This is a genomic window from Burkholderia sp. MSMB2157WGS (assembly GCF_001532755.1).
Classification (GTDB): Bacteria; Pseudomonadota; Gammaproteobacteria; order Burkholderiales; family Burkholderiaceae; genus Burkholderia.
This window is the reverse complement of the sequence record NZ_LPJG01000014.1, coordinates 88,300-113,515: the sequence shown is the minus strand read 5'-3', so window position 1 is coordinate 113,515 and position 25,216 is coordinate 88,300. Positions and strand designations below refer to the sequence as shown.

Here is a 25,216-nt window from a genome sequence, read left to right as displayed (position 1 = left end):
GGGCGGAGGCGAACGATGCTGCACCTGATCGATGCGTTCGTGTCGGACATCCAGACCTGGCTGTACGTCGATGTCGTGCAGCCGCTCCTCTTCAAGTTCAACCTGATGGACTATGACGAGGACACCTACGACGCGCTGTACTGGGTGATCATCGGCGCGCTGCAGATGGTGCTGATGTTCGCGCTGCTGCGCCCGCTCGAGGCGCTGCTGCCGGTCGAGCGCTGGAAGAACCGCCGCGCGGTCCGGGTCGACGTGATCTACACGGCGATCTCGAAGCTCGGCATCTACACGCTGTTCTTCTTCTTCGCGCTGCAGCCGGTGTTCGACAGCTTCCAGGCGTGGCTGCGCCTGCATGGCGTCGCGAACGTCAACCTCGACTATCTGTGGCCGGGCGTGACTTCGCAGCCGATCGTCGCGTTCGCGATCTACCTCGTCGTGCTCGACTTCGCCGGCTACTGGTATCACCGCTGGCAGCACAAGTTCGGCGTCTGGTGGGAGCTGCACGCGGTCCATCACAGCCAGCGGCAGATGTCGCTGTGGTGCGACGACCGCAACCACCTGCTCGACGACGTGCTCCAGTCGTGCTTTTTCGCGGCGATCGCGCTCGTGATCGGCGTGACGCCGTCGCAGTTCGTCGTGCTGACCGCGGTCACCAACTTCCTGCAGAGCATCCAGCATACGAATGCGCGGCTGTCGTACGGCCGCATCGGCGAGCGCCTGCTCGTCAGCCCGATCTTCCACCGCCGGCACCATGCGGTCGGTTACGGCCACGAAGGCACCAAGTACGGCTGCAACTTCGGCGTGCTGTTTCCGTGGTGGGACATGATGTTCGGCACCGCGTCGTGGAACCGCACGGTCGAGCCGACCGGCATCCGCGAGCAGGTCGAGGGCGTGTCCTATGGCGACGGCTTCTGGTCGCAGCACGGCCTCGCGTTCGTGCGGATCTTCCGGCGCCTGTTCCCCGCGAAGCGCGGCGCAGCGTCGGCCTGATCCCGATCCGTCCGCTCTCCCGTTGAACGACGCTTGCACGCGGCCCGCATGCGCTTTGGCGCATGCGGGCCGTGTGGTTTATCCTTTCCCCGTTTTTCTCCGTCAATCCAGACTCCCCAGGCTCGCATGAACGATTTGCTGCGTTCCTTCGTCCGGGCGCTCGCCAGCGCGCTGCACCCGCGCATGCTGTGGCTCACCCTGATGCCGTTCGTCGTGTCGGCGCTGCTGTGGGGCGCCGTGCTGTGGTTCTCGTGGCAGACATTGCTGGACCTCGCGCGCGGCGCGCTCGACGGCTTCGTGCTGACGGCCGCGCTGTATCGCGCGTTCGATGCGATCGGCATGTCGCAGTTGCATGCGGTCGTCGCGCCGTTCGTGGTCGTGTCGCTCGCCATTCCGCTGATCGTGCTGACCGTGCTGCTGCTGATCGCGACGATCTCGATGCCGGTCGTGATCAAGCACCTGTCGAACCGGCAGTTCGCGGCGCTCGAGCCGAAGCGGGGCGGCACCTTCTTCGGCAGCGTGTTCAATTCGCTCGGCGCGGCGATCGTCGGCGTCGTGCTGCTCGTCGTGACGATCCCGCTGTGGCTGATTCCGCCGTTCTTCGCGTTGCTGCCGCCGCTGATCTGGGGCTGGCTCACGTATCGCGTGATGACTTACGATGCGCTCGCGCTGCATGCGAGCCGCGACGAGCGCCGCGCGCTCGTGCGCCGGCACCGCTGGCCGCTGATCGGCATCGGCGTCGCGACCGGGCTGCTCGGCACCGTGCCGACCTTCGTGTGGGTGTCGTCGGTCTGGATGATGGTGCTGTTCCCGTTCGTCGCGGCCGCCATGATCTGGGTTTACGCTTTCATCCTCGTCTTCTCGGCGCTGTGGTTCGGGCACTACTGCCTGCGCGCGCTCGAAGACCTGCGCGCGAGTGCGCGCGCCACCGCAATCGACATGGGGCAGGCATGAGCATCGGGATCATCATCATCGGCGACGAAATCCTGTCGGGCCGCCGGCAGGACAAGCATCTGGCGAAGGTCATCGAGCTGCTCGGCGCGCGCGGCCTCGCGCTCGACTGGGCCGAATACGTCGGCGACGATCCGGCGCGCATCACGGCGACGCTCGCGCGCGCGATCGCGTCGGGCGACATCGTGTTCTCGACGGGCGGGATCGGCGCGACGCCGGACGACCACACGCGCCAGTGCGCGGCGGCCGCGCTCGGCGTGCCGCTCGAGCTGCATCCGGAAGCGAAGGCGCTGATTGCGGAGCGGATCCGCGAGATGCACGCGGATCCGGCCGCACCGGTCGATTTCGAATCGCCGGAAAACCAGCACCGTTTCAACATGGGCGTGTTCCCGGCCGGGGCGACGATCATCCCGAACGGCTACAACCGGATTCCCGGCTTCTCGGTCGGCCATCTCCATTTCGTGCCGGGCTTTCCGGTGATGGCGTGGCCGATGATCGAATGGGTGCTCGATACGAAGTACGCGCATCTGCATCATGCGACGCCGCATGCCGAGCGTTCGCTGTACGTGTTCGAGCTGCCGGAATCGACGCTCACGCCGTTGATGGAGAGGATCGAGCGGGATTTCCCGGGCGTGCGCGTGTTCAGCCTGCCGAGCGTCGGCGACGCGGAGCGCGGCGGCATCTACGCGCGCCGTCACATCGATCTCGGCGTGAAGGGCGAACCGGAAGCGGTCGCAGCCGCGTTCGTGAAGCTGCGCGAAGGCGTGCATCTGCTCGGCGGCGACGTCGTCGAGCCCGATGCGCCGCACGCCTGAGCGGCCTGCCACGCTGTCGTACCAAAAGCAACGGGCCGCGCAACGCGGCCCGTCATCGGCATGTCATCGCCCGGCTCGACGATGAGGCTGTCGCAACCGGTGGCCTCGGCGCGCCGTCAGGCGCCGATCCACGGCAGTTTGCGGAAGCACCAGCCGTCGACGGTCTTGCGGTGGCCTTCGGCGTCCTTCGCGCCCTCGAAGCCTTCGAGCAGGTCGAACGCCTTCGTGTAGCCGGCCTGCGCGGACGCGACCGCGGCGAGCTTCGAGCGCGCGGCGCTGCGGCACAGGAACAGGATCGGCGTATCGGCCGGCAGGGCCGCCTTCAGTTCGTTGACGAATTCGGTGTTCGGCACGCCGCCCGGGTAGCGCGTCCATTCGATGTGCAGGTACTGGCCGTCGCCGACGAGCGGGCGGCCGATCCAGTCGAGCTCGGCGCGCGTGCGCACGTCGACGAGGCGCGCCGACGGGTCGAGCTGCAGCAGTTCGAATGCCTCGACCGGCAGCAGCGCGCCGGCGTAGTCGAGCGCGCCCTGGGCGCGGCGTTCGTCGGCCTTCGCGTAAAGCTGGTCCAGCGTACTCATGGCAGGGAGTCTCCGTATCGGTCAAACGATCATTCTAGCGCGGCGGGGCGGTACGGACGTTCGCGCGACCTGCGCCGCATGCACGGACCACGGATTCACCAAAAGAGTGCAGAATGGCGCGCATGCACCAGAATAACCCGGCTGCGCCGCCGCATCCCGAAGATTGCACCACGGAGGTGCGATCCGGTCGGCGGCGGTGCGGCCCCGAGCCCTGCAATTGCGCAGGCGAGCCCCGCTGCGGCGCGGGCCGGCGCGATCCGCGTCGGTTTTGCGATGGTTGGCACGGAAGCTGCTATATAGAATTCGGTCGAATCGGGGCGCGCTGCGCCAAAGCAAGACCCCGGTCAGCTCGATAAACGAGGCGGTTCCCAGTCCGCCGGAATTGTTCAATCAGGAGAAGAGGTTATGAGTAAAACCGTCGCCGACGTCATGCAGCTCGTGAAGGACGAGGACGTCAAGTTCGTCGATTTCCGCTTCACGGATACGCGCGGCAAGGAACAGCACGTGTCGGTGCCGGTTTCGGCGTTTGACGAAGACAAGTTCGAAAGCGGTCATGCATTCGACGGTTCGTCGATCGCGGGCTGGAAGGGCATCGAGGCGTCGGACATGCTGCTCATGCCGGATCCGAGCGCTGCGTTCATCGACCCGTTCTATGAAGAATCGACGCTGGTGCTGACCTGCGACGTGGTCGAGCCGGCCGACGGCAAGGGCTACGAGCGCGACCCGCGTTCGCTCGCGAAGCGCGCGGAAGCCTACCTGAAGAGCACGGGCATCGGCGACACGGCCTACTTCGGTCCGGAGCCGGAATTCTTCATTTTCGACTCGGTCCAGTGGAACACGGACATGTCGGGCTGCTTCGTGAAGATCAACTCGGAAGAAGCGCCGTGGTCGGCAGGCAAGGAATTCGAAGGCGGCAACACGGGCCACCGTCCGGGCACGAAGGGCGGCTACTTCCCGGTCGCGCCGGTCGACACGTTCCAGGACATGCGCTCGGAAATGTGCCTGCTGCTCGAACAGCTCGGCATCCCGGTCGAAGTGCACCACCACGAAGTGGCGGGCCAGGGCCAGAACGAAATCGGCACGAAGTTCTCGACGCTCGTGCAGCGCGCGGACTGGACGCAATGGTCGAAGTACATCATCCATAACGTCGCGCATTCGTACGGCAAGACGGCGACGTTCATGCCGAAGCCGGTCGTCGGCGACAACGGTTCGGGCATGCACGTTCACCAGTCGATCTGGAAGGACGGCCAGAACCTGTTCGCGGGCAACGGCTATGCCGGCCTGTCGGAACTGGCGCTGTTCTACATCGGCGGCATCATCAAGCACGCTCGCGCGCTGAACGCGATCACGAACCCGACGACGAACTCGTACAAGCGTCTGGTCCCGCACTTCGAAGCACCGGTCAAGCTCGCGTACTCGGCACGCAACCGGTCGGCATCGATCCGCATTCCGCACGTGTCGAACCCGAAGGGCCGCCGTATCGAAACGCGCTTCCCGGACCCGATGGCGAACCCGTACCTGTTGTTCTCGGCGCTGATGATGGCCGGCCTCGACGGGATCCAGAACAAGATCCATCCGGGCGAAGCAGCGGACAAGAACCTGTACGACCTGCCGCCGGAAGAGGATGCAAAGATCCCGACCGTGTGCGCGGGTCTCGACCAGGCACTCGAGGCACTCGACAAGGATCGCGAGTTCCTGACGCGCGGCGGCGTGTTCACGGACGGCATGATCGACGCGTACCTCGGGCTGAAGGAGCAGGAGCTGGCGAAGTTCCGCATGACGACGCACCCGATCGAGTTCGAGATGTACTACTCGCTCTAATCGGCGATGGCGCTTCGATTCGGCGCCGTCATGCCGGTTCGTTCCCGTCGCGCGGTGTGCGGCGGGAGCGGCGGAGTCTGAAAGGGGACGGCGTCCGGCCGTCCCTTTTTTGTTCCGACGATTTTCATTTTCTGCCCGGTGAGGCGCGACAAGCACGCAGATGGTTCTGAAGAATCTGATCAAGGCGAAAACGGGGCAGCCCGAACGGCTGACGGACGACGAGCGGCTCTCGCGCTCGGGTCTGCTGGCGGGGCTCGAAGCGCTGCCGACGGTCGTGCTCGTGCTCGACCGCAAGACGCTGCGGATCGCGTTCGCGAACCCGTCCGCGGAGGCGATGCTCGACATCTCGCGGCGGCAGCTCGCGCAGCGGCCGTGGGGCGAAATTTTCCCGAACGCGAACGAGCTGGCATCGACGATCACCGCGATCGGCCAGGAACGCTTTCACGCGACGCACCTCGATACCGTGCTCGACCGGCCCGGCCGGGAGCCGCTGCATGTGCACGCGATCGTCGGCTTCCTCGAGACCGCGCCCGATTTCGTGCTCGTCGAGCTGTTCGAGAACGAACGGCAGTCGCGCACCGATCGGGAAGAGCGCATCCACGACCTGACCGCGGTCAACAAGCAACTGATCCGCAACCTCGCGCACGAGATCAAGAACCCGCTCGGCGGCATTCGCGGCGCAGCCCAGCTGCTCGAATTCGAACTGGGCGAGCGCGAGCGCGGCGAGTTGCGCGAATACACGCAGGTGATCATCAAGGAGTCCGACCGCCTGCAGACGCTCGTCGACCGGTTGCTGGAGCCGCACCGGCATCCGCATATCGTCGGCGACGTGAACATTCATGAAGTGTGCGAACGCGTACGCGCGGTGATGCTCGCGGAATTCCCGCGCGGGCTCACGATCGAGCGCGATTACGACGTGAGCGTGCCGGACCTGCGCGGCGACAAGGAGCAACTGATCCAGGCGCTGCTGAACATCGTGCGCAACGCCGCGCAGGCGCTGCGCGAACGGATCGCGCAGGGCGACGCGAAGATCGAGCTGCGCACGCGCATCGCGCGCAAGGTGACGATCGCCAAGCGCCTGTACCGGCTGGCACTGGACTTGCACGTGATCGACAACGGGCCCGGCATTCCGGAAGAGATCCGCGACCGGATCTTCTACCCGCTCGTGTCCGGACGCGACGACGGCAGCGGCCTCGGCCTCACGCTCGCGCAGACGTTCGTGCAGCAGCACGACGGGATGATCGAGGTCGAAAGCCGGCCCGGACGTACCGAATTTCAGATTCTGCTGCCGCTCGACCATTGAGCGGCGACAGTGCGATTCACCGGATTTCCCCATATCTGACCGACCTATGAAGCCGATCTGGATAGTAGACGACGACCAATCGATCCGCTGGGTGCTCGAAAAGGCACTCGCCCGGGACAGCTTCGCGACGAAGAGCTTCGCGAACGTGCGCGACGCGCTGGCCGCGCTCGACCACGAGACGCCGCAGGTACTCGTGTCCGACATCCGGATGCCGGGCGGCTCGGGCCTCGAGTTGCTGCAGGCGATGCACGAGCGGCTGCCGGGCCTGCCCGTCATCATCATGACGGCGTTCTCCGATCTCGACAGCGCCGTCGCGGCGTTCCAGGGCGGCGCGTTCGAATACCTCGCGAAGCCGTTCGACGTCGACAAGGCGGTCGAGCTGATCCGCCGCGCGGTGGAAGAAAGCCTGCGCGGCGGCGCGCCGCAGGACGAGCGCGTGGCCGACGCGCCCGAGATGCTCGGCCAGGCGCCCGCGATGCAGGACATGTTCCGTGCGATCGGCCGGCTGTCGCATTCGGCCGCGACCGTGCTGATCACCGGCGAGTCGGGCACCGGCAAGGAGCTCGTCGCGCGGGCGCTGCACCGTCACAGCCCGCGCGCGAACGGGCCGTTCATCGCGCTGAACACGGCGGCGATTCCGAAGGACCTGCTCGAATCCGAACTGTTCGGCCACGAGCGCGGCGCGTTCACCGGCGCGCAGACGACGCGGCAGGGCCGCTTCGAGCAGGCCGAGAACGGCACGCTGTTCCTCGACGAAATCGGCGACATGCCGTTCGACCTGCAGACGCGCCTGTTGCGCGTGCTGTCGGACGGGCAGTTCTATCGGGTCGGCGGGCACAACCCGCTGCGCGCGAACGTGCGCGTGATCGCCGCGACGCACCAGAATCTCGAGTCGCGCGTGCGGCAGGGGCTGTTCCGCGAGGACCTTTACCACCGGCTCAACGTGATCCGGCTGCGCCTGCCGCCGCTGCGCGAACGTAGCGAGGACATCGCGCTGCTCACGCGCCACTTCCTGCAGAAGAGTGCACGCGATCTCGGCGTCGAGCCGAAACGCGTGTCCGACGACGCGCTCGCGTATCTCACGTCGCTGCCGTTTCCCGGCAACGTACGGCAGCTCGAGAACCTCGCGAACTGGCTGACCGTGATGGCGCCCGCGCAGACGGTCGAGATCAAGGACCTGCCGCCCGACCTCGTGCCGGCCGGGGCGCCGGTCGTCGCGTCGGGCGACGGCGCGGACGTGCACGGCAGCGGCGGCCACGCGGCGGCAGCGCCTGCCGCGATCGGCGCGGCGCCGCCCGCCGCCGTGCCCGTCGCGAGCACGGCGAACGGCAGCGCGCCGGCCGGCTACCCGCTGTGGGAGCACGGGCTGCGCACCGAGGTCGCGCGGTTGTTGCGCGAGAACTCGGCCGACGTGATGGACGAGCTCGCGCGTCGCTTCGAAGCGGCCGTGATCCGCGAGGCGCTCGACTTCACGCGCGGCCGCAAGGTCGAGGCCGCGGAGCGGCTCGGCATCGGTCGCAACACGATCACGCGCAAGATCCAGGAACTCCATCTGGAGCCCTGATCGGGCACGATGCGCGGCATGCGCGGGTTCGCGCATGCCGCGATCGGACATAATCGCGGTTTGCACGCAGCTTGCCATTCCGTCGATCCACCATGTCCGATTCCTTCCGCTGGCCCGCCGGGGCCGACCCGTTCCGTTTCCTCGAAGCGCTCGACAGCAAGCGCGCCCGCACGTGGGTCGACGAGCAGAATGCGCGCACGCACGCCGCGCTGCGCGACGACGACGCGTATCGCGCGCTGACCGCGCGTCTCGCGAAAGCGTATCTGCCGCGCGAACGCCCGGTGATTCCGACCCGCTGGCGCGACTGGGCGTACGACCTGTGGCAGGACGATCTCCATCCGAAGGGACTGTGGCGCCGCACGCGCTGGGCCGACTGGCGGGCCGGCCAGCCGGCCTGGGAAACGCTGCTCGACGTCGACGCGCTCGGCGTCGAAGAGGGCGAGTCGTGGGTGTTCGAGCAGGAGGCGATCCTGTATCCGGACGGCGATCGCGTGCTGTTGTCGCTGTCGCCGGGCGGCGCCGACGCAGTCGTCGTGCGCGAATTCGACCTCGTCGCGCGCCGTTTCGTCGACGGCGGTTTCACGATCGACGCGCCGGGCCATCACACGGTCGGCTGGATCGATCGCGACACCGTCTACGTGAGCTGGGATCGCGGCGAAGCACATGCGACCGCCGCCGGTTATCCGTATGAAGCGCGGCGCTGGGTGCGCGGCACGCCGCTCGCCGACGCGCCCGTCGTGTTTCGCGGCGAGCCGGACGACATCAGTGCGGGTGCATGGTACGACCCGATCGACCGCCGTCACGTCGCGTGGCGCAGCGTCGATTTCTTCGACGCGCACGCGTATCGGCTGACCGACGCCGGCGAGTGGGCGCGCTACGACGTGCCGACGCATGTCGAGGTCGGGTTCTGGGAAGGCTGGCTCGTGCTGGAGCCGCGCCTCGACTGGGATTGCGACGGCGTGCGCCACGCCGGCGGCTCGCTGCTCGCGATCCGCGAGCAGGCGTTCCTCGCCGGCGCGCGCGAATTCACGACGTTGTTCGCGCCGCGGCCGACGACGTCCGCCTGTACGTGGACGCACACGCGCACGACGCTGATCGCGAGCTGGCTCGACGACGTGCACAACCGCACGATGCTGTGGCAGCCGCGGCAGGCCGACGACGGTGCGTGGACGTGGGACGCGCGGCCGTTCGACTGGCCGGGCGAGGCGCAGATCGACATCGAGCCCGTCGAATCGACGCTGAACGACGAGGTGTACGTCGATGTCGACACGTATCTCGATCCGCCCGAATGCTGGCTGGCCGATCTTGCCGATCGCGCGGACGATGCGCGGTCGCGCCGCGTGCTGCTCGACCGGCCGCCGGTGCAGTTCGACGCGGCCGGGCTCGTCGTACGCCGCGCGAGCGCGCGTTCGCGCGACGGCACGGTGGTGCCGTACACGCTGATCGGGCCGCGCGATGCGCTCGACGTGCCGCAAGGCGGCGCGCGCGTCGCGCGGCCGTGCCTGCTGTCCGGCTATGGCGGCTTTGCGATCCCGAATCTGCCGGGCTACAGCGATGCGTTCGGCATCGGCTGGCTCGAACGCGGCGGCGTGATGGCGTTCGCGCACATCCGCGGCGGAGGCGAATTCGGGCCGCGCTGGCACGTCGACGCGCAGCGCGAACACCGGCAGCGTTCGTTCGACGATTTCATCGCGGTCGCCGAGGATCTGGCCGCGACCGGCGTGACGACCGCCGCGCAACTCGGGATCGAGGGCGGCAGCAACGGCGGACTACTGGTCGCCGCGTGCATGATGCAGCGGCCGGAGCTGTTCGGCGCGGTGCTGTGCCGCGTGCCGTTGCTCGACATGCAGCGCTATCCGAAGCTGCACGCGGGCGCCGCCTGGCTCGACGAATACGGCGACCCCGACGATCCGCGCGAAGGCGCGGCGCTGGCCGCGTATTCGCCGTATCACCGCGTGCGTGAAGGCGTCGTGTATCCGCCGTTGTTGCTGACGACGTCGACCCGCGACGATCGCGTGCATCCCGCGCATGCGCGCAAGATGGCCGCGCGCATGCAGGCGCTCGGTCACGAGCGGGTGTGGTACTGGGAGAACACCGACGGCGGCCACGGCAGCGCCGACGATCTCGAGCGCGCGGAAGCCGACGCAGCCGAATTCGGCTTCCTGTGGGCCCATCTCGGGCCGGCGCCCGCGCGGCGCTGATCGCGCGCGGGCGCTTGCGCGATCAGCCGACGATCGCGACGACCGGCGTGTGGTCGGACGGCTGTTCCCACGTGCGCGGCGTGCGATCGACTTCGCACGACGCGCAGGTCGCCGCGAGCGCCGGCGACAGCAGGATGTGGTCGATGCGCAGCCCCGCGTTGCGGCGGAACGCCATCATCCGGTAGTCCCACCACGTGAAGGTCTTCTCGGGCTGCTCGAAGCGGCGGAACGCATCGACGAAGCCGAGTTCGATCAGTTGCGCGAAGTGTGCGCGCTCCTGCGGCGACACGAGGTTCTGGCCTTCCCATTTCGCGGGATCGTGCACGTCGCGGTCTTCCGGTGCAATGTTGTAGTCGCCGAGCAGCGCGAGCTTCGGGTAGCGCTGCAACTCGGTGCGCAGCCACGCTTGCAGCGCGTCGAGCCACTGCATCTTGTAGACGAACTTGTCGGAGTCGAGCGCCTGGCCGTTCGGGAAGTAGGCGGACACGATGCGCACGCCGTCGACCGTCGCGGCGATCACGCGCTGCTGCGGATCGTCGAAGCCCGGGATGTTGCGCACGACGTCCGACTCGTCGACGGCGAGCGTGTCGCGCACGAGGATCGCGACGCCGTTGTAGGTCTTCTGGCCCGTGAACCAGCTGCGGTAGCCGGCTGCCTCGAGATCGGCGCGCGGGAATTTCTCGTCCGGCAGCTTCAGTTCCTGCAGGCACAGCACGTCGGCTCCGCTTTGCGCGAGCCAGTCGAGCACATGCTGTTTGCGGACATTGAGCGAGTTGACGTTCCAGGTGGCGATTTTCATGAACGGAAGGGTGTGTGCGGCGTGAATGCGAAGGCCGCCATCTTACCGCGAGCATGGGGTGCGAACGCGCGCGTCATGCAGCGTCGCGCACGTGTCCCGCGTCGGCGCCCGGGCAGTGGATGCAGAAATTGTGACAAAAGTATTGACGTGAGTACTTCCTCACCCTATAATTTATTTCTCTGACGCGGGGTGGAGCAGTCTGGCAGCTCGTCGGGCTCATAACCCGAAGGTCACAGGTTCAAATCCTGTCCCCGCAACCAAGCACACCAGACGATGTGCAGCGCAATTGACCGATGCGCACTTCGTCGACAAAAACCCGGCTCCATGCCGGGTTTTTTGTTTTCAGCGCCCGCCCGTTATTTCCGCGCGCCCGCGCGCCCGCGCGCCCGGGTTCCCGGGCAGGAAGCCGTTCTCGAGCGGATAGAGCGTCGTGCCGACCCGCGTGGCCGTTGCGTTCGGCGTGCCCGACCGCACCGCGCACTGGTCCTTGCCCGTATTCAGCCGCATCCGGCGGCGATGGCGATACGCGGCGGCGCGCGTCGTTCAGCGCGCCGCCCACTCGACGGCCGCCTTCGCATGCAACGCGGTCGTATCGAATACCGGCAGCGGCGAATCATCCGCGCCGATCAGCAGCGTGATTTCCGTGCAGCCCAGGATCACGGCCTGGGCGCCGCGCGCGGCCAGTCGGTCGATGATCGACACATACGTCGCGCGCGATGGCGCCGAGACGACGCCGTGGCACAGCTCGTCGTAGATGATCCGGTGCACGTCGTCGCGCTCGCGTTCGTCCGGCACCAGCACGTCGAGCCCGAACTTCCCGCGCAGCCGCTCCGCGTAGAACGGCAACTCCATCGTGTAGCGCGTGCCGAGCAGGGCGACGCGCTCGACGCCCGCGTCGCGCAGCGCGTTGCCGGTCGGATCGGCGATGTGCAGGAACGGCAGCTTCACCGCGGCTTCGATCGCGTCGTGCACGCGATGCATCGTATTGGTCGTGAGGACGACGAGATCGGCGCCGGCCGCTTCGAGCTGGCGCGCGGCATCGGCCATCCGTTCGCCGAGTGCGACCCAGTCGTGCGTGCGCTGCAGCGCTTCGATTTCGGCGAAGTCGACCGTGACCAGCACGCTTTTCGCGTTGTGATGCCCGCCGTGCAATGCCTTCGAGTGCCGGTTGATCATCCGGTAGTACTCGGCCGACGATTCCCAGCTCATGCCGCCGATCAGTCCGATCGTCTTCATCCGTCACCTTTGCGTTTCGTGTGTCGCGGCAGACGAGTATAGGCGCCGCTGCCCGAACCCGGCCGATACGATCCGCGCAAATCGGGCCGGTACGGCGCAGCCGGCAGTGGACGTACGCGGCAGTTGAAACCGGCACTGTGTTTTTGTACAGTATCGGCACCGTGAGCCCGACCATCATTTCGCCAGCCTATCCGCACGCGCCGCCGCCGGGCGACGCGCTGCCGCGCGCGCGCAAGATCATTCACTGCGATTGCGACTGCTTCTACGCGTCGGTCGAGATGCGCGACGACCCGTCGCTGCGCAACCGGCCGCTCGCGGTCGGCGGCCGGCCCGACCAGCGCGGTGTGATCGCGACCTGCAACTACGAGGCGCGGCGCTACGGCGTGCATTCGGCGATGTCGTCGGCGCTGGCGATGCGCAAGTGTCCGGACCTGCTGATCCTGCCGTCCGCCATGGACAAGTACCGTGCGGCATCGCGGCAGATCATGGCGATCTATCGAGACTACACGCCGGACGTCGAGCCGCTGTCGCTCGACGAGGCGTACCTCGACGTCAGCGGGTCGGAACGTTGCCAGGGCAGTGCGACGCTGATTGCGCGCGAGATCCGCGAGCGGGTGCGCGACACGGTCGGCGTGACCGTATCGGCGGGCGTCGCGCCGAACAAGTTCATCGCGAAGATCGCATCCGACTGGAACAAGCCCGACGGACTGTTCGTCGTGCGGCCGCACGAGATCGACGCGTTCGTCGCGGCGTTGCCGGTGCGCAAGCTGCACGGCGTCGGCAAGGTGACGGCCACGCGGCTCGATCGGCTCGGCATCCAGACTTGCGCGCAGTTGCGCGACTGGCCGCTGATCGACCTGCACCGCGAGTTCGGCGCGTTCGGGCGGCGGCTGTACGAACTGTCGCGCGGGATCGACGAGCGGCCCGTGCAGGCCGATCAGGAGCGCAAGTCGGTCAGCGTCGAGACGACCTACGTGACCGACCTGACGACGCTTGAGCAATGCGCGGACGAAATCCGCCGCCTCGTCGTGCAACTCGACGCGCGGATCGAGCGCGCGGGCGCCGCGCGTTCGATCCGCAAGCTGTACGTGAAGATTCGCTTCGCCGATTTCCAGCGCACGACGGTCGAGTGCGTGGCCGACGCGACGAATGCCGAGACGGCCGTCACGCTGCTCGCGAAGGGGTTGTTGCGGCGCGCGCAGCCGGTGCGGCTGCTCGGCGTCGGCGTGCGTATCGACGAGGACACGGCCGAGCGCCACGGGCAATTCCTGCTGTTCGACGACGAAGCCGACCACGTGGAGGTTCCCGGCCAAGCGGGCAGCACGAGCGAGCCAGACAACGCGGCCGACGCCAGGGACGGGTCAGCGCCATGAAAAAAGGCACCGCCGAAGCGGTGCCCGTCGATGCTGCCGGCGCGGCCGGGCGGCGCGCTCAGTGCGCGGGCGCGGCCATCCCGTTGTGGCGCAGCAGCGCGTCGATCCGCGGCTCGCGGCCGCGGAACGCCTTGAACGACTCCATCGCCGGACGGCTGCCGCCGACCTCGAGGATTTCGCGGCGATAGCGCGTGCCGGTTGCCGCGTCGAGCACGCTGCCGCTGGCGGCGGCCGCTTCCTCGAACGCCGCGTACGCATCGGCCGACAGCACTTCGGCCCACTTGTAGCTGTAGTAGCCGGCCGCATAGCCGCCCGCGAAGATGTGGCTGAACGTGTTCGGCCAGCGCGAGAACGCGGCCTGCGGGATCACGTGGTAGCGCTCGTTGATCTCGCGCGCGAACGCGGTCACACCGGTCGCGCCGGCCGGATCGAAGTCGACGTGCAGCAGCATGTCGAACATCGAGAACACGATCTGGCGCAGCGTGCCGAGCCCGCTCTGGAAGTTCTTCGCGGCGATCATCTTGTCGAACAGCTCGCGCGGCAGCGCGGCGCCCGTATCGACGTGCGACGACATCGACGACAGCACGTCCCATTCCCAGCAGAAGTTTTCCATGAACTGCGACGGCAGTTCGACCGCATCCCACTCGACGCCGTTGATGCCCGACACGCCGAGTTCGTCGACGCGCGTCAGCATGTGATGCAGCCCGTGGCCGAATTCATGGAACAGCGTGATGACCTCGTCGTGCGTGAAGCACGCGGGCTTGCCGCCGACCGGCGCGGAGAAGTTGCAGGTCAGGTACGCGACCGGCGTCTGCACGTCGCTGCCGCGCTTCGCGCGCGAACGGGCGTCGTCCATCCACGCGCCGCCGCGCTTGCCTTCGCGCGCGTACAGGTCGAGATAGAACTGTGCGACGAGCGAGCCGTCGCAATTCTCGACGCGGAAGAAGCGCACGTCCTTGTGCCATACCGGCGCGTCGTCCGGCTTGATACGCACGCCGAACAGCGTTTCGGTGACGGTGAACAGGCCCTTCAGCGCGGCGGGTTCCGGGAAGTACTGCTTGACCTCGTTTTCCGAGAACGCATAGCGCTGCTGGCGGAGCTTTTCGGCCGCGTACGCGACGTCCCACGGCGCGAGTTCGGCGAGGCCGAGTTCCTTCGCGGCGAACGTGCGCAGCTCGTCCCAGTCTTTCTCCGCGTGCGGGCGTGCGCGCGTCGCGAGATCCTCGAGGAACGCGATCACCTGCTGCGGCGATTCGGCCATCTTCGGCGCGAGCGAGACTTCGGCGAAGTTGCGATAGCCGAGCATCTGCGCCTCTTCGCGGCGCAGCTTCAGCGCGTCGGCGACGATCGCCGTGTTGTCCCATTCGGCCTTGCCGTCGCCGTACTGCGGCCCGAGTTCCGACGCGCGGGTCGCATAGGCGCGGTAGAGCGTCTCGCGCAGCGCGCGGTCGTCGGCGTACTGCAGCACCGGGAAATACGACGGGAAATGCAGTGTGAATTTCCAGCCTTCCTTGCCGTCCTTCTGCGCGGCTTCGCGGGCGGCCTCGATCGCGTCGCCGGGCAGGCCGGCCAGCTCGGCTTCGTTCTTCGCGAAATATGCGTACGCGTTGGTCGCGTCGAGCACGTGATCGGAGAACGCCTTCGACAGCGCGGCCTGCTGTTCCTGCAGTTCCGCGAAGCGCGGCTTCTGGTCCTCGGGCAGCTCGGCGCCCGACAGGCGGAAGTCGCGCAGCGCATTGTCGAGGATCTTCTTGCGCTCGGCGGACAGCGTCGCGTATTCGGCGCTCGCGGCGATCGCCTTGTACTTTTCGTACAGCGCGAGATTCTGGCCGACGCTCGACCAGAACTCGGTCACGCGCGGCAGGTTTTCACCGTAGGCAGCCCGCAGTTCGGGCGTGTCGGCGACCGCGTTCAGGTGGCCGACGATGCCCCACGCACGGCCGAGCGGCTCCGTGGCCTGCTCGACCGTCTCGACGACGGCGGCCCAGGTCGACGGCGTGTCGCTCGCGCTCGCCGCTTCGACCGCGCGGCTGGCGGCGTCGAGCAGCGTGTCGAGCGCGGGCGTCACGTGCTCCGGGCGGATCTCGCCGAAACGGGGCAGGCCGGAGAAGTCGAGGAGCGGATTGGTATTGGCGCTGGCGGACATAAGACTCCCTGTCTGTTGCCGGATGAACCGGGATGAAAAGGGTAACGGCGGCTGGGCGCGAGCGCGCCCGATACCGACATTATTGGGGCGCATCGCGCGCTTTCCAATCGTTAGTTTCTAACGACGCGATTGACGCAGGGTCGGATGCGCGGCGTCGGACGTGCCGGCTGGCGCGATGCAGCCGCGCGACTGCGGCTGGCGAGGCGCCGGCGCACGGAATCGCGCGCCGGCTGAGCGAGTGGAGCGTCAGGCTGCGGCGGCAGCGGCGCGTTCGGCGGATTCGATCGTGTTGATCAGCAGCATCGTGATGGTCATCGGGCCGACGCCGCCCGGCACCGGCGTGATGTAGCCGGCGACTTCCTTCACGCCCGCGAAATCGACGTCGCCGCACAGCTTGCCCGCGTCGTCGCGGTTCATGCCGACGTCGATCACCGTCGCACCAGGCTTCACCATGTCGGCGGTCAGGATGTTGCGCTTGCCGACCGCGGCGACCACGATGTCGGCCTGGCGCGTATGCGCGGCGAGGTCGCGCGTCTTGCTGTGGCAGATCGTCACGGTCGCGCCGGCGTCGAGCAGCATCATCGCCATCGGCTTGCCGACGATGTTCGAGCGGCCGATCACGACCGCGTTCGCGCCTTGCAGCGCAATGCCGTGCGCTTCGAACATCTTCATCACGCCGTACGGCGTGCACGGGCGGAACAGCGGCTTGCCGGTCATCAGCGCACCGGCGTTCGCGACGTGAAAGCCGTCGACGTCCTTCTCCGGCGCGATCGCCTCGATCACCTTGTGACTGTCGATATGCGCGGGCAGCGGCAACTGGACCAGGATGCCGTGGATCTTCGGATCGCGGTTCAGTTCGTCGATGCGCGCAAGCAGGTCGGCTTCCGACAGCGTGGCCGGGTACGCATCCTTCAGCGAGAAGAAGCCGTTGTCCTCGCATGCCTTGATCTTGTTGCGCACGTAGACTTCGCTCGCCGGGTTGGCGCCGACGAGGATCACCGCGAGACCGGGCTGGTGGCCGCGGGCGGTCAGCGCGGCGGCGCGTTCGGCGGCCTGACCGCGCAGGGTCTTCGAAAGGGCGTTGCCGTCGATGAGGAGGGCTGTCATGGTGGTGGGTCCTGCCGGGAAGTTGGAATGCGGGCGTACGGCGCCCGAAGCGCCGTAGCAAAGCACGTAATTATACCGTTCGCCTGCTGCCGTCCGACAGCGAATCAACGGGAAGCGTCATGGCCGCGGCGCGCGTGCGCCGGGAGGAGCGGCCGCCGCCGCGCGAGTGGGCCGCATCGCGCGGGGCGGCAAACACCGATTGCGGGCCGGGCGGCCGCGGTGGCGCGTGCCGCCGGAAAACGCGCTCAGGCCTGTTTCTTCGACAGCGCGAGGCGCAGCAGGTCGGCCACCGTGTTGACGTTGAGCTTTTCCATGATGTTCGCGCGGTGCGCCTCGACCGTCTTGATGCTAATGCCGAGGTCGTCGGCGATCTGCTTGTTCAGGCGGCCCGCGATGATCCGCTCGAGCACCTGCTGCTCGCGCGCGGTCAGCTTCGACAGGCGTTCGCTCGCGGCACGCTGCTCCTGCACGCTCTTGCTTTCGCTTCGGGCCTTGTCGAGCATCCGCTCGACGAGCTTGCGCAGCTCGGCTTCGTCGAACGGTTTCTCGATAAAGTCCATCGCTCCCTTTTTCATCGTCGACACGGCCATCGGCACGTCGCCGTGACCGGTGACGAAGATGATCGGCAGCGCGGCGTTGTCGGCGATCAGGCGTTCCTGCAATTCGAGGCCGCTCATGCCCGACATCCGCACGTCGAGGATCAGGCACGCGATCTGGCCGGCCTGCTGCGCCGGCTGGTACGCATCGAGGAACTGCTCGGCGCTCGAGAAGCATTGAACGCGATAGCCGTTCGCCTCCAGCAGCCAGCGCAGCGAGTCCCGTACGGCCTCGTCGTCGTCGACGACGAAGACGGTTTCCTGAGTGGTGGTGACAGGGCTATTCATAGTTCTCCCGTAACGGTATGTGATGCCGATGCCTCGCGCCCCCCTTGGCCGAGATCAGCGGGTTCCCCAATGGGCAGGCTGCAGTGGAACGTCGCGCCGGAAATGCGGCCATCCGGCTCGACGTTGTTGACCACCCACAGACGCCCCCGATGCGATTCGATGATCGAACGGCAGATGTTCAGCCCCATGCCCATGCCGTCGGACTTGGTGCTGTAAAACGGTTCGAACAGGCGCTCGGCCGTCGCTTCGTCGACGCCCGGGCCCTGGTCGATCACGCGGATGTCGACGAAGCCCGCATCGATGTCGGCGACGACGCGGATCACGCCGTCCGCCGACGCCGGCTTCACGTCGGCCATCGCCTCGGCTGCGTTCTTCATCAGGTTCATCAGCACCTGTTCGATCAGCACGGGGTCGACATAAATAATAGGCATTCTTGCGAGGATTTCCGTGACGATCCGGATCCTGCGCTTTCTGGCCTCGATTTCGGCGAGCCCGACCGCGTCGGCGACGATGTCCGCGACCCGCGCCGGCTGGCGCTTCGGCTCGCTGCGCTTCACGAATTCGCGGATCCGCTTGACGATCATCCCCGCGCGCAGCGCCTGCTGCGCGGTCTTTTCCAGCGCGGGCTGCAGCGTCTCGGGCGTGCCGCGGCCGCTCTTCACGAGCGCGAGCGTGCCCGAGCAGTAGTTGTTGATCGCGGCGAGCGGCTGATTCAATTCGTGAGCAATCGACGACGCCATTTCACCCATCGTCATCAATCGGCTCGTGAACTGCAGCTTTTCTTCCTGCTGGTGCGCGAGTTCCTGTGCCTTCTTGCGGGTCGTGATGTCGGTCGCGATCTGCATCTGCGCGAGGTGGCCGTCCACCCACTGGATGTACTGGCGACGCACTTCGAACCACTTCTGGATGCTCTCGACGTACACCTCCTGCGCATCGGCCGTGCTGCTGGTCAGCGCGGAGGCCGGCAGGCCCGCGAACGCGTCGACCATGTCGATCGAGTCGGACGATGCCTGCGCGCGGTCGAAGCCGCCGCCGGACAATTCGAGGTGGCCGTCCGGGCGAATGCCGAACAGGTGGCGGTAGTAGCGGTTCGCGAACAGCAGCTCGGCTTCGTCGGCGGCGAGCACCGACACCGCGGCGTCGAGGCTTTCGAGCACCGTCGTGAAGCGTTCGTGCGCGGCCGCCAGCTCTTCCCGCGCGCGCTTCGGCTCGGTGATGTCGGTCATCGACGACATCCAGCCGGTCTGGCGGCCCGAACTGTCGATCAGCGGCGATACGTACAGGCGCGCATGGAACAGCGTGCCGTTCTTGCGGCGCACGCGCAGCTCGAAGCCCGAACTCGGCGCCTTGCCGCGCAGCGTCATGTCGAGTTGGCGCTGCATTTCCGGGTAGGCGTCGCGCGGCCAGTACGGGAACGGCGCAACCTTGCCGACGAGATCCGTTTCGTCCCAGCCCGTCATCCGGCAGAACGCCGGGTTCACGTGCGTGATGCGGCCGTGCATGTCGAGCACGCGCATGCCGATCAGCACCGAGTTCTCCATCGCGCGGCGGAAGAATGCTTCCGCGTACAGCGCCTGCTGCGCCTCGAAGCGCTGGCGCGTGTGCTTCCACAGGCTCCAGAGGCTCCACAGCACGAAGCACGACAGGCCGGCGACCAGCCACACGAGCGTGTTGTTGGTCAGGTTCGTGAGCTGCGGGAACGCATACACGCGCACCGTCAGCCCCTGGCCGGGCGGGTCGAGCGGGAGGTCGTAGTGCGAGTCGCGCGGCAGGCGCGGGCGCGTCGACGTGGACGACAGTTCGCGGTTGTTCGAGTCGGTGATCGAAATCTTGTACTTCGACGACAGTTCCTGCGGGATGTCGTGCTTCAGGATGCCCTCGACCGAGAACACCGCGGCGATCGAGCCGAGATATTCGCGGTCGCCGCGCATCACCGGCGTCTGCAACGTGATGAAGCCGTTGCCGAAGTCGTCGTAGATCAGCGGCGAATAGGCCTGGCGGCGCGTGTTGCGCGCCTCGTCGTACGCACCGCGCACGGCGTCCTGCATCTGCGCGTCGCCGGGCTTCGCGAGCCGCTGGCCGAGCAGCGGCGGATGCACGGTCGGCCAGCGCTGCACGCCCGGCGCCGTGTACCAGTTCAGGTAGAGGATTTCCGGATGCGTCTGCATCACGTCCGCAACGGCCATCTGGAACGCGTTCTGGTCGAGGCGGCCGGACGCGAGGTCGCGCGACAGCGCCTGCAGTTGTTCCTGCGCGCCCGTCATCGACAGGCGGATCTGCTGCTGGGCCCACGCGACGTTGCGAAACAGGGTGTCTTCCTGCTGCTGCTGTTCGCGCCGGTTGAGGCTCCACAGGATGAGGCTCATCACGACGAGGAACACCAGAATCGACAGCAGCGGCGTCAGCAAATAGGAGTTGGACCACCACGGTCCGTGGTGCCAACGGGACGGCTGCGACTCCGCCGGCGGGCCCGGCGGTCGCGCCGAGCGTGCGAAAAGCCGATCGGTCAACATGGCAGGATTGTAGCGCAGCGCAATACATGGAAAACCGATACCGGATATGTTGAACGGAAACGGTTTTGTTCCGACGAGACGGGCCGCGGAGCCCCGAAATATGGGTGCAGCGCAGCAATATTTCGCATGACGAGAAAAGATCTCATAATTCGAAAATTTTGTTGCGCAGGCCTGTCCACGCTCATTACAATCCGTCGGAGCTTGCCCGCAGCCGGTCGCGTCGCGTCGTCTGCACGAGAGCGATCCTCACATTCCAGGACCCAGGAGACGAGAATGTCCGCTGTACCGAACGAAGTGATGAAATATGTCGCCGCCGAACGTGACGACGACCCGCAAGAAACCGTCGAGTGGCTCGAGTCGCTCGATGGCGTGATCTCCTCCGTGGGCACCGGCCGTGCGCATTACCTGATCGAAAAGCAGATCGAATTCGCCCGCATGCACGGCGAGCACCTGCCGTTCTCCGCCAATACCCCGTACATCAACACGATTCCGCTCGAAGCCCAGGCGAAGATTCCGGGCGACCAGGACATCGAGCACCGCATCCGTTCGTACACGCGCTGGAACGCGCTGGCGATGGTGCTGCGGGCAGGCAAGGACACGAACGTCGGCGGCCACATCGCGTCGTTCGCGTCGGCCGCGACGCTCTATGACGTCGGCTACAACCACTTCTGGCACGCGGCGTCCGACCAGCACGGCGGCGATCTCGTGTTCGTGCAGGGCCACTCGTCGCCGGGCGTGTACTCGCGCGCATTCCTGCTCGGCCGCCTGTCGGAAGAGCAGCTCGACAACTTCCGCCAGGAAGTCGACGGCAAGGGCATCTCGTCGTATCCGCACCCGTGGCTGATGCCGGACTTCTGGCAGTTCCCGACCGTGTCGATGGGTCTCGGCCCGATCATGGCGATCTACCAGGCGCGCTTCATGAAGTACCTGGAATCGCGCGGCATCGCGAAGACGGAAGGCCGCAAGGTCTGGGCGTTCCTCGGCGACGGCGAGACGGACGAACCGGAATCGCTCGGCGCGATCGGCATGGCGAGCCGCGAGAAGCTCGACAATCTCGTGTTCGTGATCAACTGCAACCTGCAGCGTCTCGACGGTCCGGTGCGCGGCAACGGCAAGATCATCCAGGAACTCGAATCGGAATTCCGCGGCGCCGGCTGGAACGTGATCAAGGTCATCTGGGGCAGCCGCTGGGATGCGCTGTTCGCGCGCGACAAGACGGGCGCGCTGATGCGCCGGATGATGGAGTGCGTCGACGGCGAATACCAGACGTACAAGTCGGAGTCGGGCGCGTACGTGCGCGAGCACTTCTTCAACACGCCTGAACTGAAGGCGCTCGTCGCCGACTGGTCGGACGACGACATCTGGGCGCTGAACCGCGGCGGCCACGATCCGCACAAGATCTACGCGGCGTTCCACGAAGCCACGAACACGAAGGGCGCGCCGACCGTCATCCTCGCGAAGACCATCAAGGGCTACGGGATGGGCGAGTCGGGCCAGGCGATGAACATCACGCATCAGCAGAAGAAGCTGCCGGTCGAGCAACTGAAGAAGTTCCGCGACCAGTTCCGCCTGCCGATCACCGACGAGCAGATCGCCGACGTGCCGTACCTGAAGTTCGAGGAAGGCTCGAAGGAACTCGAATACATGCGCCAGAAGCGCATGGACCTCGGCGGCTACCTGCCGCACCGCCGCGAGAAGGCGACGTCGCTGCCGGTGCCGGCGCTCGACGCGTTCGAGCCGCTGTTGAAGGGCACGGGCGAAGGCCGCGAGATCTCGACGACGATGGCGTTCGTGCGGATCCTGAACATCCTGCTGAAGGACAAGGCGCTCGGCAAGCGCGTCGTGCCGATCGTCCCGGACGAGTCGCGTACGTTCGGCATGGAAGGCCTGTTCCGCCAGATCGGTATCTGGAACCAGGAAGGCCAGAAGTACGTGCCGGAAGATTCCGACCAGCTGATGTTCTACAAGGAATCGCAGACCGGCCAGATCCTGCAGGAAGGCATCAACGAAGCGGGCGGCATGTGCGACTGGATCGCGGCGGCGACGTCGTATTCGACGCACGGCGAGATCATGGTGCCGTTCTACATCTTCTACTCGATGTTCGGCTTCCAGCGGATCGGCGACCTCGCCTGGGCCGCAGGCGACATGCGTTCGCGCGGTTTCCTGCTGGGCGGCACGGCGGGCCGTACGACGCTGAACGGCGAAGGCCTGCAACACGAAGACGGTCATTCGCTGCTGTGGGCGGCATCGGTGCCGAACTGCGTGAGCTACGACCCGACGTTCGGCTACGAACTCGCGGTGATCATCCAGGACGGCCTGCGCCGCATGGTGCAGGACCAGGAAGACGTGTACTACTACATCACGGTGATGAACGAGAACTACGAGCACCCGGCGATTCCGCAGGGCGAGCACGTGGCGGCCGACATCATCAAGGGCATGTACTCGTTCAAGAAGGCCGACGCCGACAAGAAGGCGCCGCGCGTGCAGCTGCTCGGCGCGGGCACGATCTTCAACGAAGTGATCGCCGCCGCCGACCTGCTGAAGAACGACTGGGGCGTCGCCGCCGATCTGTGGAGCGTGCCGAGCTTCACCGAACTCGCGCGCGAAGGCCACGACGTCGAACGCTGGAACCTGCTCCATCCGACCGAGGAGCGCCGTCTGTCGCACGTGCAGAAGTGCCTGAAGGACACGCAGGGCCCGGTCATCGCATCGACCGACTACGTGCGTGCGCTGGTCGACCAGATCCGCGGCCAGATCGATCGCCGCTTCGTCGTGCTGGGCACCGACGGCTTCGGCCGTTCGGACACCCGCGAGAAGCTGCGTCACTTCTTCGAGGTCGACCGTCACTGGGTCACCGTCGCCGCGCTCAACGCGCTGGCCGACGAAGGCACGATCGAGCGCAAGGTGGTCGCGGACGCGATCGCCAAGTACAACCTCGATCCGTCGAAGCCCAACCCGATGACCGTTTAACGCACACGCCCGTGTGATGCCGCGCGCCGCTTCCGGGAGGGGCGCGCGCGGCCATGGAGACAGAAACAGATGAGTCAAGCGATCGAAGTGAAGGTGCCGGATATCGGCGATTACAAGGACGTGCCGGTCATCGAGATCGGCGTGAAGGTCGGCGATACGGTCGAGCCGGAGCAGTCGCTCGTCACGCTCGAGTCGGACAAGGCGACGATGGACGTGCCGAGCCCGGTGGGCGGCGTCGTGAAGGAAATCAAGGTCAAGGTCGGCGATTCCGTGTCGGAAGGCTCGCTGATCGTCCTGCTCGAAGGCGGCGCGGCCGCCCAGGCGAACGGCGCGGCTGCGCCGGCCGCGGCGCCTGCTCCTGCGGCAGCGCCGGCCCCGGCCCCGGCCGCGGCGCCCGCTGCCGCACCGGCTGCACCGGCTGCACCGGCTGCACCGGCTGCACCGGCCGCGTCCGGCGGCACGCTCGAAGTGAAGGTGCCGGATATCGGCGACTACAAGGACGTGCCGGTGATCGAGATCGGCGTGAAGGTCGGCGACACGGTCGAGAAGGAACAGTCGCTCGTCACGCTCGAGTCGGACAAGGCGACGATGGACGTGCCGAGCCCGGCTGCCGGCGTCGTGAAGGACATCAAGGTGAAAGTGGGCGATTCGGTGTCGGAAGGCACGCTGATCGTGCTGCTCGAAGCCGCCGGCGCACCGGCTGCCGCGGCACCGCAGGCGAGCGCACCGGCTCCGGCCGCGGCTGCTGCGGCGCCCGCTGCCGCCGCACCGGCACCCGCGCCCGCGAAGGCTGCGCCGGCACCGGCCGCCGCGCCGTCGGGCGAATACCGCGCGAGCCACGCATCGCCGTCGGTCCGCAAGTTCGCGCGTGAACTCGGCGTCGACGTGTCGCGCGTGCAGGGTTCGGGTCCGAAGGGCCGCATCACGAAGGAAGACGTCACGGGTTTCGTGAAGGGCGTGATGACGGGCCAGCGCGCGGCGCCGGCCGCGGCAGCCGCGCCGGCAGGCGGCGGCGAGCTGAACCTGCTGCCGTGGCCGAAGGTCGACTTCTCGAAGTTCGGCCCGTTCGAGGCGAAGCCGCTGTCGCGCATCAAGAAGATCTCGGGCGCGAACCTGCATCGCAACTGGGTGATGATCCCGCACGTCACGAACAACGACGAAGCGGACATCACCGAGCTCGAAGCGCTGCGCGTCCAGCTGAACAAGGAACACGAAAAGGCGGGCGTGAAGTTCACGATGCTCGCGTTCGTGATCAAGGCGGTCGTCGCCGCGCTGAAGAAATTCCCGACCTTCAACGCGAGCCTCGACGGCGACAACCTCGTGTTCAAGCAGTACTTCCACATCGGTTTCGCGGCCGATACGCCGAACGGCCTCGTCGTGCCGGTGATCCGCGATGCGGACAAGAAGGGCCTCGTCGACATCGCGAAGGAAATGAGCGACCTGTCGAAGGCCGCGCGCGAAGGCAAGCTGAAGCCGGACCAGATGCAGGGTGGCTGCTTCTCGATCTCGTCGCTCGGCGGGATCGGCGGGACGAACTTCACGCCGATCATCAACGCGCCGGAAGTGGCGATCCTCGGGTTGTCGCGCGGCCAGATGAAGCCGGTGTGGGACGGCAAGCAGTTCGTGCCGCGGCTCATGCTGCCGCTGTCGCTGTCGTATGACCATCGCGTCATCGATGGCGCGGAAGCCGCGCGGTTCAATGCGTATCTCGGGGCGTTGCTCGGGGATTTCCGTCGCATCATTCTTTGATGAGATGAGGGGCTCGCGGGGGCGTGGTTTTGTGTCGATTCTTCACGCCCTTGTCGTTGAACCTGTTTTGCCAACGGTCTGCTGGCGTCGCCCCTGCGCGGGGCGGCGGTCACTTTTCTTTGTCTTCCAAAGAAAAGTAACCAAAAGAAAGGCGCGTCCTTGGGCGGACGGCAAAGGTGGTCCTGCCCAACGTCGCGTTCTCTTGCCAGGCCG

At 66.8% G+C, this 25,216-nt stretch carries 18 protein-coding genes and 1 tRNA gene; 11 read left to right on the top strand and 8 right to left on the bottom strand.

Annotated elements, in window-relative coordinates; genetic code table 11:
- The first annotated feature begins 15 nt into the window (after positions 1 to 15).
- The 3 genes from WT53_RS09820 to WT53_RS09810 all read left to right on the top strand — a co-directional run bounded on the left by WT53_RS09820 (position 16) and on the right by WT53_RS09810 (position 2,756).
- Positions 16 to 990, top strand: coding sequence for a sterol desaturase family protein (locus WT53_RS09820; protein ID WP_060259544.1), 975 nt, complete (start codon positions 16 to 18; stop codon positions 988 to 990).
- 126 nt (positions 991 to 1,116) lie between these two features.
- A complete protein-coding gene (locus tag WT53_RS09815; RefSeq protein ID WP_060259540.1) occupies positions 1,117 to 1,944 on the top strand; it encodes an EI24 domain-containing protein in 828 nt (275 codons plus the stop codon).
- Positions 1,941 to 2,756, top strand: coding sequence for a molybdopterin-binding protein (locus tag WT53_RS09810; RefSeq protein WP_060259537.1), 816 nt, complete (start codon positions 1,941 to 1,943; stop codon positions 2,754 to 2,756). Before WT53_RS09815 ends, WT53_RS09810 begins: the two co-directional genes overlap by 4 nt.
- A 116-nt stretch (positions 2,757 to 2,872) precedes the next feature.
- Here WT53_RS09810 and WT53_RS09805 read toward each other — a convergent pair whose 3' ends face one another.
- On the bottom strand, positions 2,873 to 3,337 hold the full coding sequence (locus WT53_RS09805) for a rhodanese-like domain-containing protein (protein ID WP_034207772.1): 465 nt from the start codon (positions 3,335 to 3,337) through the stop codon (positions 2,873 to 2,875).
- Between the two features lie 405 nt (positions 3,338 to 3,742).
- On the opposite strand from WT53_RS09805, the gene glnA reads away from it, so the two are divergent.
- The 4 genes from glnA (at position 3,743) to WT53_RS09785 (ending at position 10,226) form a co-directional block, all read left to right on the top strand.
- Positions 3,743 to 5,158, top strand: a complete 1,416-nt coding sequence (glnA, locus tag WT53_RS09800; RefSeq protein ID WP_034207771.1) for a type I glutamate--ammonia ligase — start codon at positions 3,743 to 3,745, stop codon at positions 5,156 to 5,158.
- Between the two features lie 160 nt (positions 5,159 to 5,318).
- Positions 5,319 to 6,461 carry a nitrogen regulation protein NR(II) gene (gene glnL / locus WT53_RS09795; RefSeq protein ID WP_034207770.1) on the top strand — a complete coding sequence of 381 codons (1,143 nt, stop codon included), beginning with the start codon at positions 5,319 to 5,321 and terminating at the stop codon, positions 6,459 to 6,461.
- A 46-nt stretch (positions 6,462 to 6,507) separates the two neighbouring features.
- Positions 6,508 to 8,025 carry a nitrogen regulation protein NR(I) gene (gene ntrC, locus WT53_RS09790; protein ID WP_034207769.1) on the top strand — a complete coding sequence of 506 codons (1,518 nt, stop codon included), beginning with the start codon at positions 6,508 to 6,510 and terminating at the stop codon, positions 8,023 to 8,025.
- 92 nt (positions 8,026 to 8,117) lie between these two features.
- The gene (locus WT53_RS09785) at positions 8,118 to 10,226 is read left to right on the top strand and encodes a prolyl oligopeptidase family protein (RefSeq protein ID WP_060259532.1); all 2,109 of its coding nucleotides are present in this window, start codon (positions 8,118 to 8,120) and stop codon (positions 10,224 to 10,226) included.
- Positions 10,227 to 10,248: 22 nt separating this feature from the next.
- On the opposite strand, the gene xth is transcribed toward WT53_RS09785, so the two are convergent.
- Positions 10,249 to 11,025 carry an exodeoxyribonuclease III gene (gene xth, locus WT53_RS09780; RefSeq protein WP_034207767.1) on the bottom strand — a complete coding sequence of 259 codons (777 nt, stop codon included), beginning with the start codon at positions 11,023 to 11,025 and terminating at the stop codon, positions 10,249 to 10,251.
- 183 nt (positions 11,026 to 11,208) lie between these two features.
- On the opposite strand from xth, the gene WT53_RS09775 reads away from it, so the two are divergent.
- Positions 11,209 to 11,285 (top strand) — tRNA-Met (locus tag WT53_RS09775).
- A gap of 82 nt (positions 11,286 to 11,367) precedes the next feature.
- Here WT53_RS09775 and WT53_RS33435 read toward each other — a convergent pair.
- Together WT53_RS33435 and WT53_RS09770 are read right to left on the bottom strand one after the other, a co-directional pair.
- Entirely contained in the window at positions 11,368 to 11,532 is a 165-nt protein-coding gene (locus WT53_RS33435; protein WP_156447866.1) for a hypothetical protein, read from the bottom strand.
- A 36-nt stretch (positions 11,533 to 11,568) separates the two neighbouring features.
- Complete coding sequence (locus tag WT53_RS09770) at positions 11,569 to 12,261, bottom strand: aspartate/glutamate racemase family protein (RefSeq protein WP_060259529.1); 693 nt, start codon at positions 12,259 to 12,261, stop codon at positions 11,569 to 11,571.
- A 137-nt stretch (positions 12,262 to 12,398) separates the two neighbouring features.
- On the opposite strand from WT53_RS09770, the gene dinB reads away from it, so the two are divergent.
- A complete protein-coding gene (gene dinB, locus WT53_RS09765) occupies positions 12,399 to 13,634 on the top strand; it encodes a DNA polymerase IV (RefSeq protein ID WP_082727482.1) in 1,236 nt (411 codons plus the stop codon).
- Between the two features lie 58 nt (positions 13,635 to 13,692).
- On the opposite strand, the gene WT53_RS09760 is transcribed toward dinB, so the two are convergent.
- The 4 genes from WT53_RS09760 to fixL form a co-directional block, all read right to left on the bottom strand.
- Positions 13,693 to 15,780 (bottom strand): M3 family metallopeptidase, encoded by a 2,088-nt coding sequence (locus WT53_RS09760; RefSeq protein WP_060259526.1) that lies wholly within the window; start codon positions 15,778 to 15,780, stop codon positions 13,693 to 13,695.
- A gap of 246 nt (positions 15,781 to 16,026) precedes the next feature.
- Positions 16,027 to 16,887 (bottom strand): bifunctional methylenetetrahydrofolate dehydrogenase/methenyltetrahydrofolate cyclohydrolase FolD, encoded by an 861-nt coding sequence (gene folD, locus WT53_RS09755; RefSeq protein WP_034207764.1) that lies wholly within the window; start codon positions 16,885 to 16,887, stop codon positions 16,027 to 16,029.
- 245 nt (positions 16,888 to 17,132) lie between these two features.
- Positions 17,133 to 17,771, bottom strand: coding sequence for an oxygen response regulator transcription factor FixJ (fixJ, locus tag WT53_RS09750; RefSeq protein WP_006493245.1), 639 nt, complete (start codon positions 17,769 to 17,771; stop codon positions 17,133 to 17,135).
- Positions 17,768 to 20,284 (bottom strand): oxygen sensor histidine kinase FixL, encoded by a 2,517-nt coding sequence (fixL, locus tag WT53_RS09745; RefSeq protein ID WP_059825986.1) that lies wholly within the window; start codon positions 20,282 to 20,284, stop codon positions 17,768 to 17,770. Before fixL ends, fixJ begins: the two co-directional genes overlap by 4 nt.
- Positions 20,285 to 20,557: 273 nt before the next feature.
- Here fixL and aceE point away from each other — a divergent pair, with 273 nt between their 5' ends.
- Positions 20,558 to 23,254, top strand: coding sequence for a pyruvate dehydrogenase (acetyl-transferring), homodimeric type (gene aceE, locus WT53_RS09740; protein ID WP_034207762.1), 2,697 nt, complete (start codon positions 20,558 to 20,560; stop codon positions 23,252 to 23,254).
- 69 nt (positions 23,255 to 23,323) lie between these two features.
- Positions 23,324 to 25,003: a dihydrolipoyllysine-residue acetyltransferase gene (gene aceF / locus WT53_RS09735; protein ID WP_060259523.1), complete on the top strand. Its 1,680-nt coding sequence runs from the start codon at positions 23,324 to 23,326 to the stop codon at positions 25,001 to 25,003.
- The last annotated feature ends 213 nt before the right edge of the window (positions 25,004 to 25,216 follow it).

Coding starts and splice junctions, on each gene's coding strand:
- WT53_RS09770 (WP_060259529.1), bottom strand. CDS start 12,261: ATGAAGACGATCGGACTGATCGGCGGCATGAGCTGGGAATCGTCGGCC.
- glnL (WP_034207770.1), top strand. CDS start 5,319: ATGGTTCTGAAGAATCTGATCAAGGCGAAAACGGGGCAGCCCGAACGG.
- WT53_RS33435 (WP_156447866.1), bottom strand. CDS start 11,532: ATGCGGCTGAATACGGGCAAGGACCAGTGCGCGGTGCGGTCGGGCACG.
- fixL (WP_059825986.1), bottom strand. CDS start 20,284: ATGTTGACCGATCGGCTTTTCGCACGCTCGGCGCGACCGCCGGGCCCG.
- fixJ (WP_006493245.1), bottom strand. CDS start 17,771: ATGAATAGCCCTGTCACCACCACTCAGGAAACCGTCTTCGTCGTCGAC.
- folD (WP_034207764.1), bottom strand. CDS start 16,887: ATGACAGCCCTCCTCATCGACGGCAACGCCCTTTCGAAGACCCTGCGC.
- WT53_RS09760 (WP_060259526.1), bottom strand. CDS start 15,780: ATGTCCGCCAGCGCCAATACCAATCCGCTCCTCGACTTCTCCGGCCTG.
- ntrC (WP_034207769.1), top strand. CDS start 6,508: ATGAAGCCGATCTGGATAGTAGACGACGACCAATCGATCCGCTGGGTG.
- aceE (WP_034207762.1), top strand. CDS start 20,558: ATGTCCGCTGTACCGAACGAAGTGATGAAATATGTCGCCGCCGAACGT.
- glnA (WP_034207771.1), top strand. CDS start 3,743: ATGAGTAAAACCGTCGCCGACGTCATGCAGCTCGTGAAGGACGAGGAC.
- WT53_RS09820 (WP_060259544.1), top strand. CDS start 16: ATGCTGCACCTGATCGATGCGTTCGTGTCGGACATCCAGACCTGGCTG.
- WT53_RS09815 (WP_060259540.1), top strand. CDS start 1,117: ATGAACGATTTGCTGCGTTCCTTCGTCCGGGCGCTCGCCAGCGCGCTG.
- xth (WP_034207767.1), bottom strand. CDS start 11,025: ATGAAAATCGCCACCTGGAACGTCAACTCGCTCAATGTCCGCAAACAG.
- aceF (WP_060259523.1), top strand. CDS start 23,324: ATGAGTCAAGCGATCGAAGTGAAGGTGCCGGATATCGGCGATTACAAG.
- WT53_RS09785 (WP_060259532.1), top strand. CDS start 8,118: ATGTCCGATTCCTTCCGCTGGCCCGCCGGGGCCGACCCGTTCCGTTTC.
- WT53_RS09805 (WP_034207772.1), bottom strand. CDS start 3,337: ATGAGTACGCTGGACCAGCTTTACGCGAAGGCCGACGAACGCCGCGCC.
- WT53_RS09810 (WP_060259537.1), top strand. CDS start 1,941: ATGAGCATCGGGATCATCATCATCGGCGACGAAATCCTGTCGGGCCGC.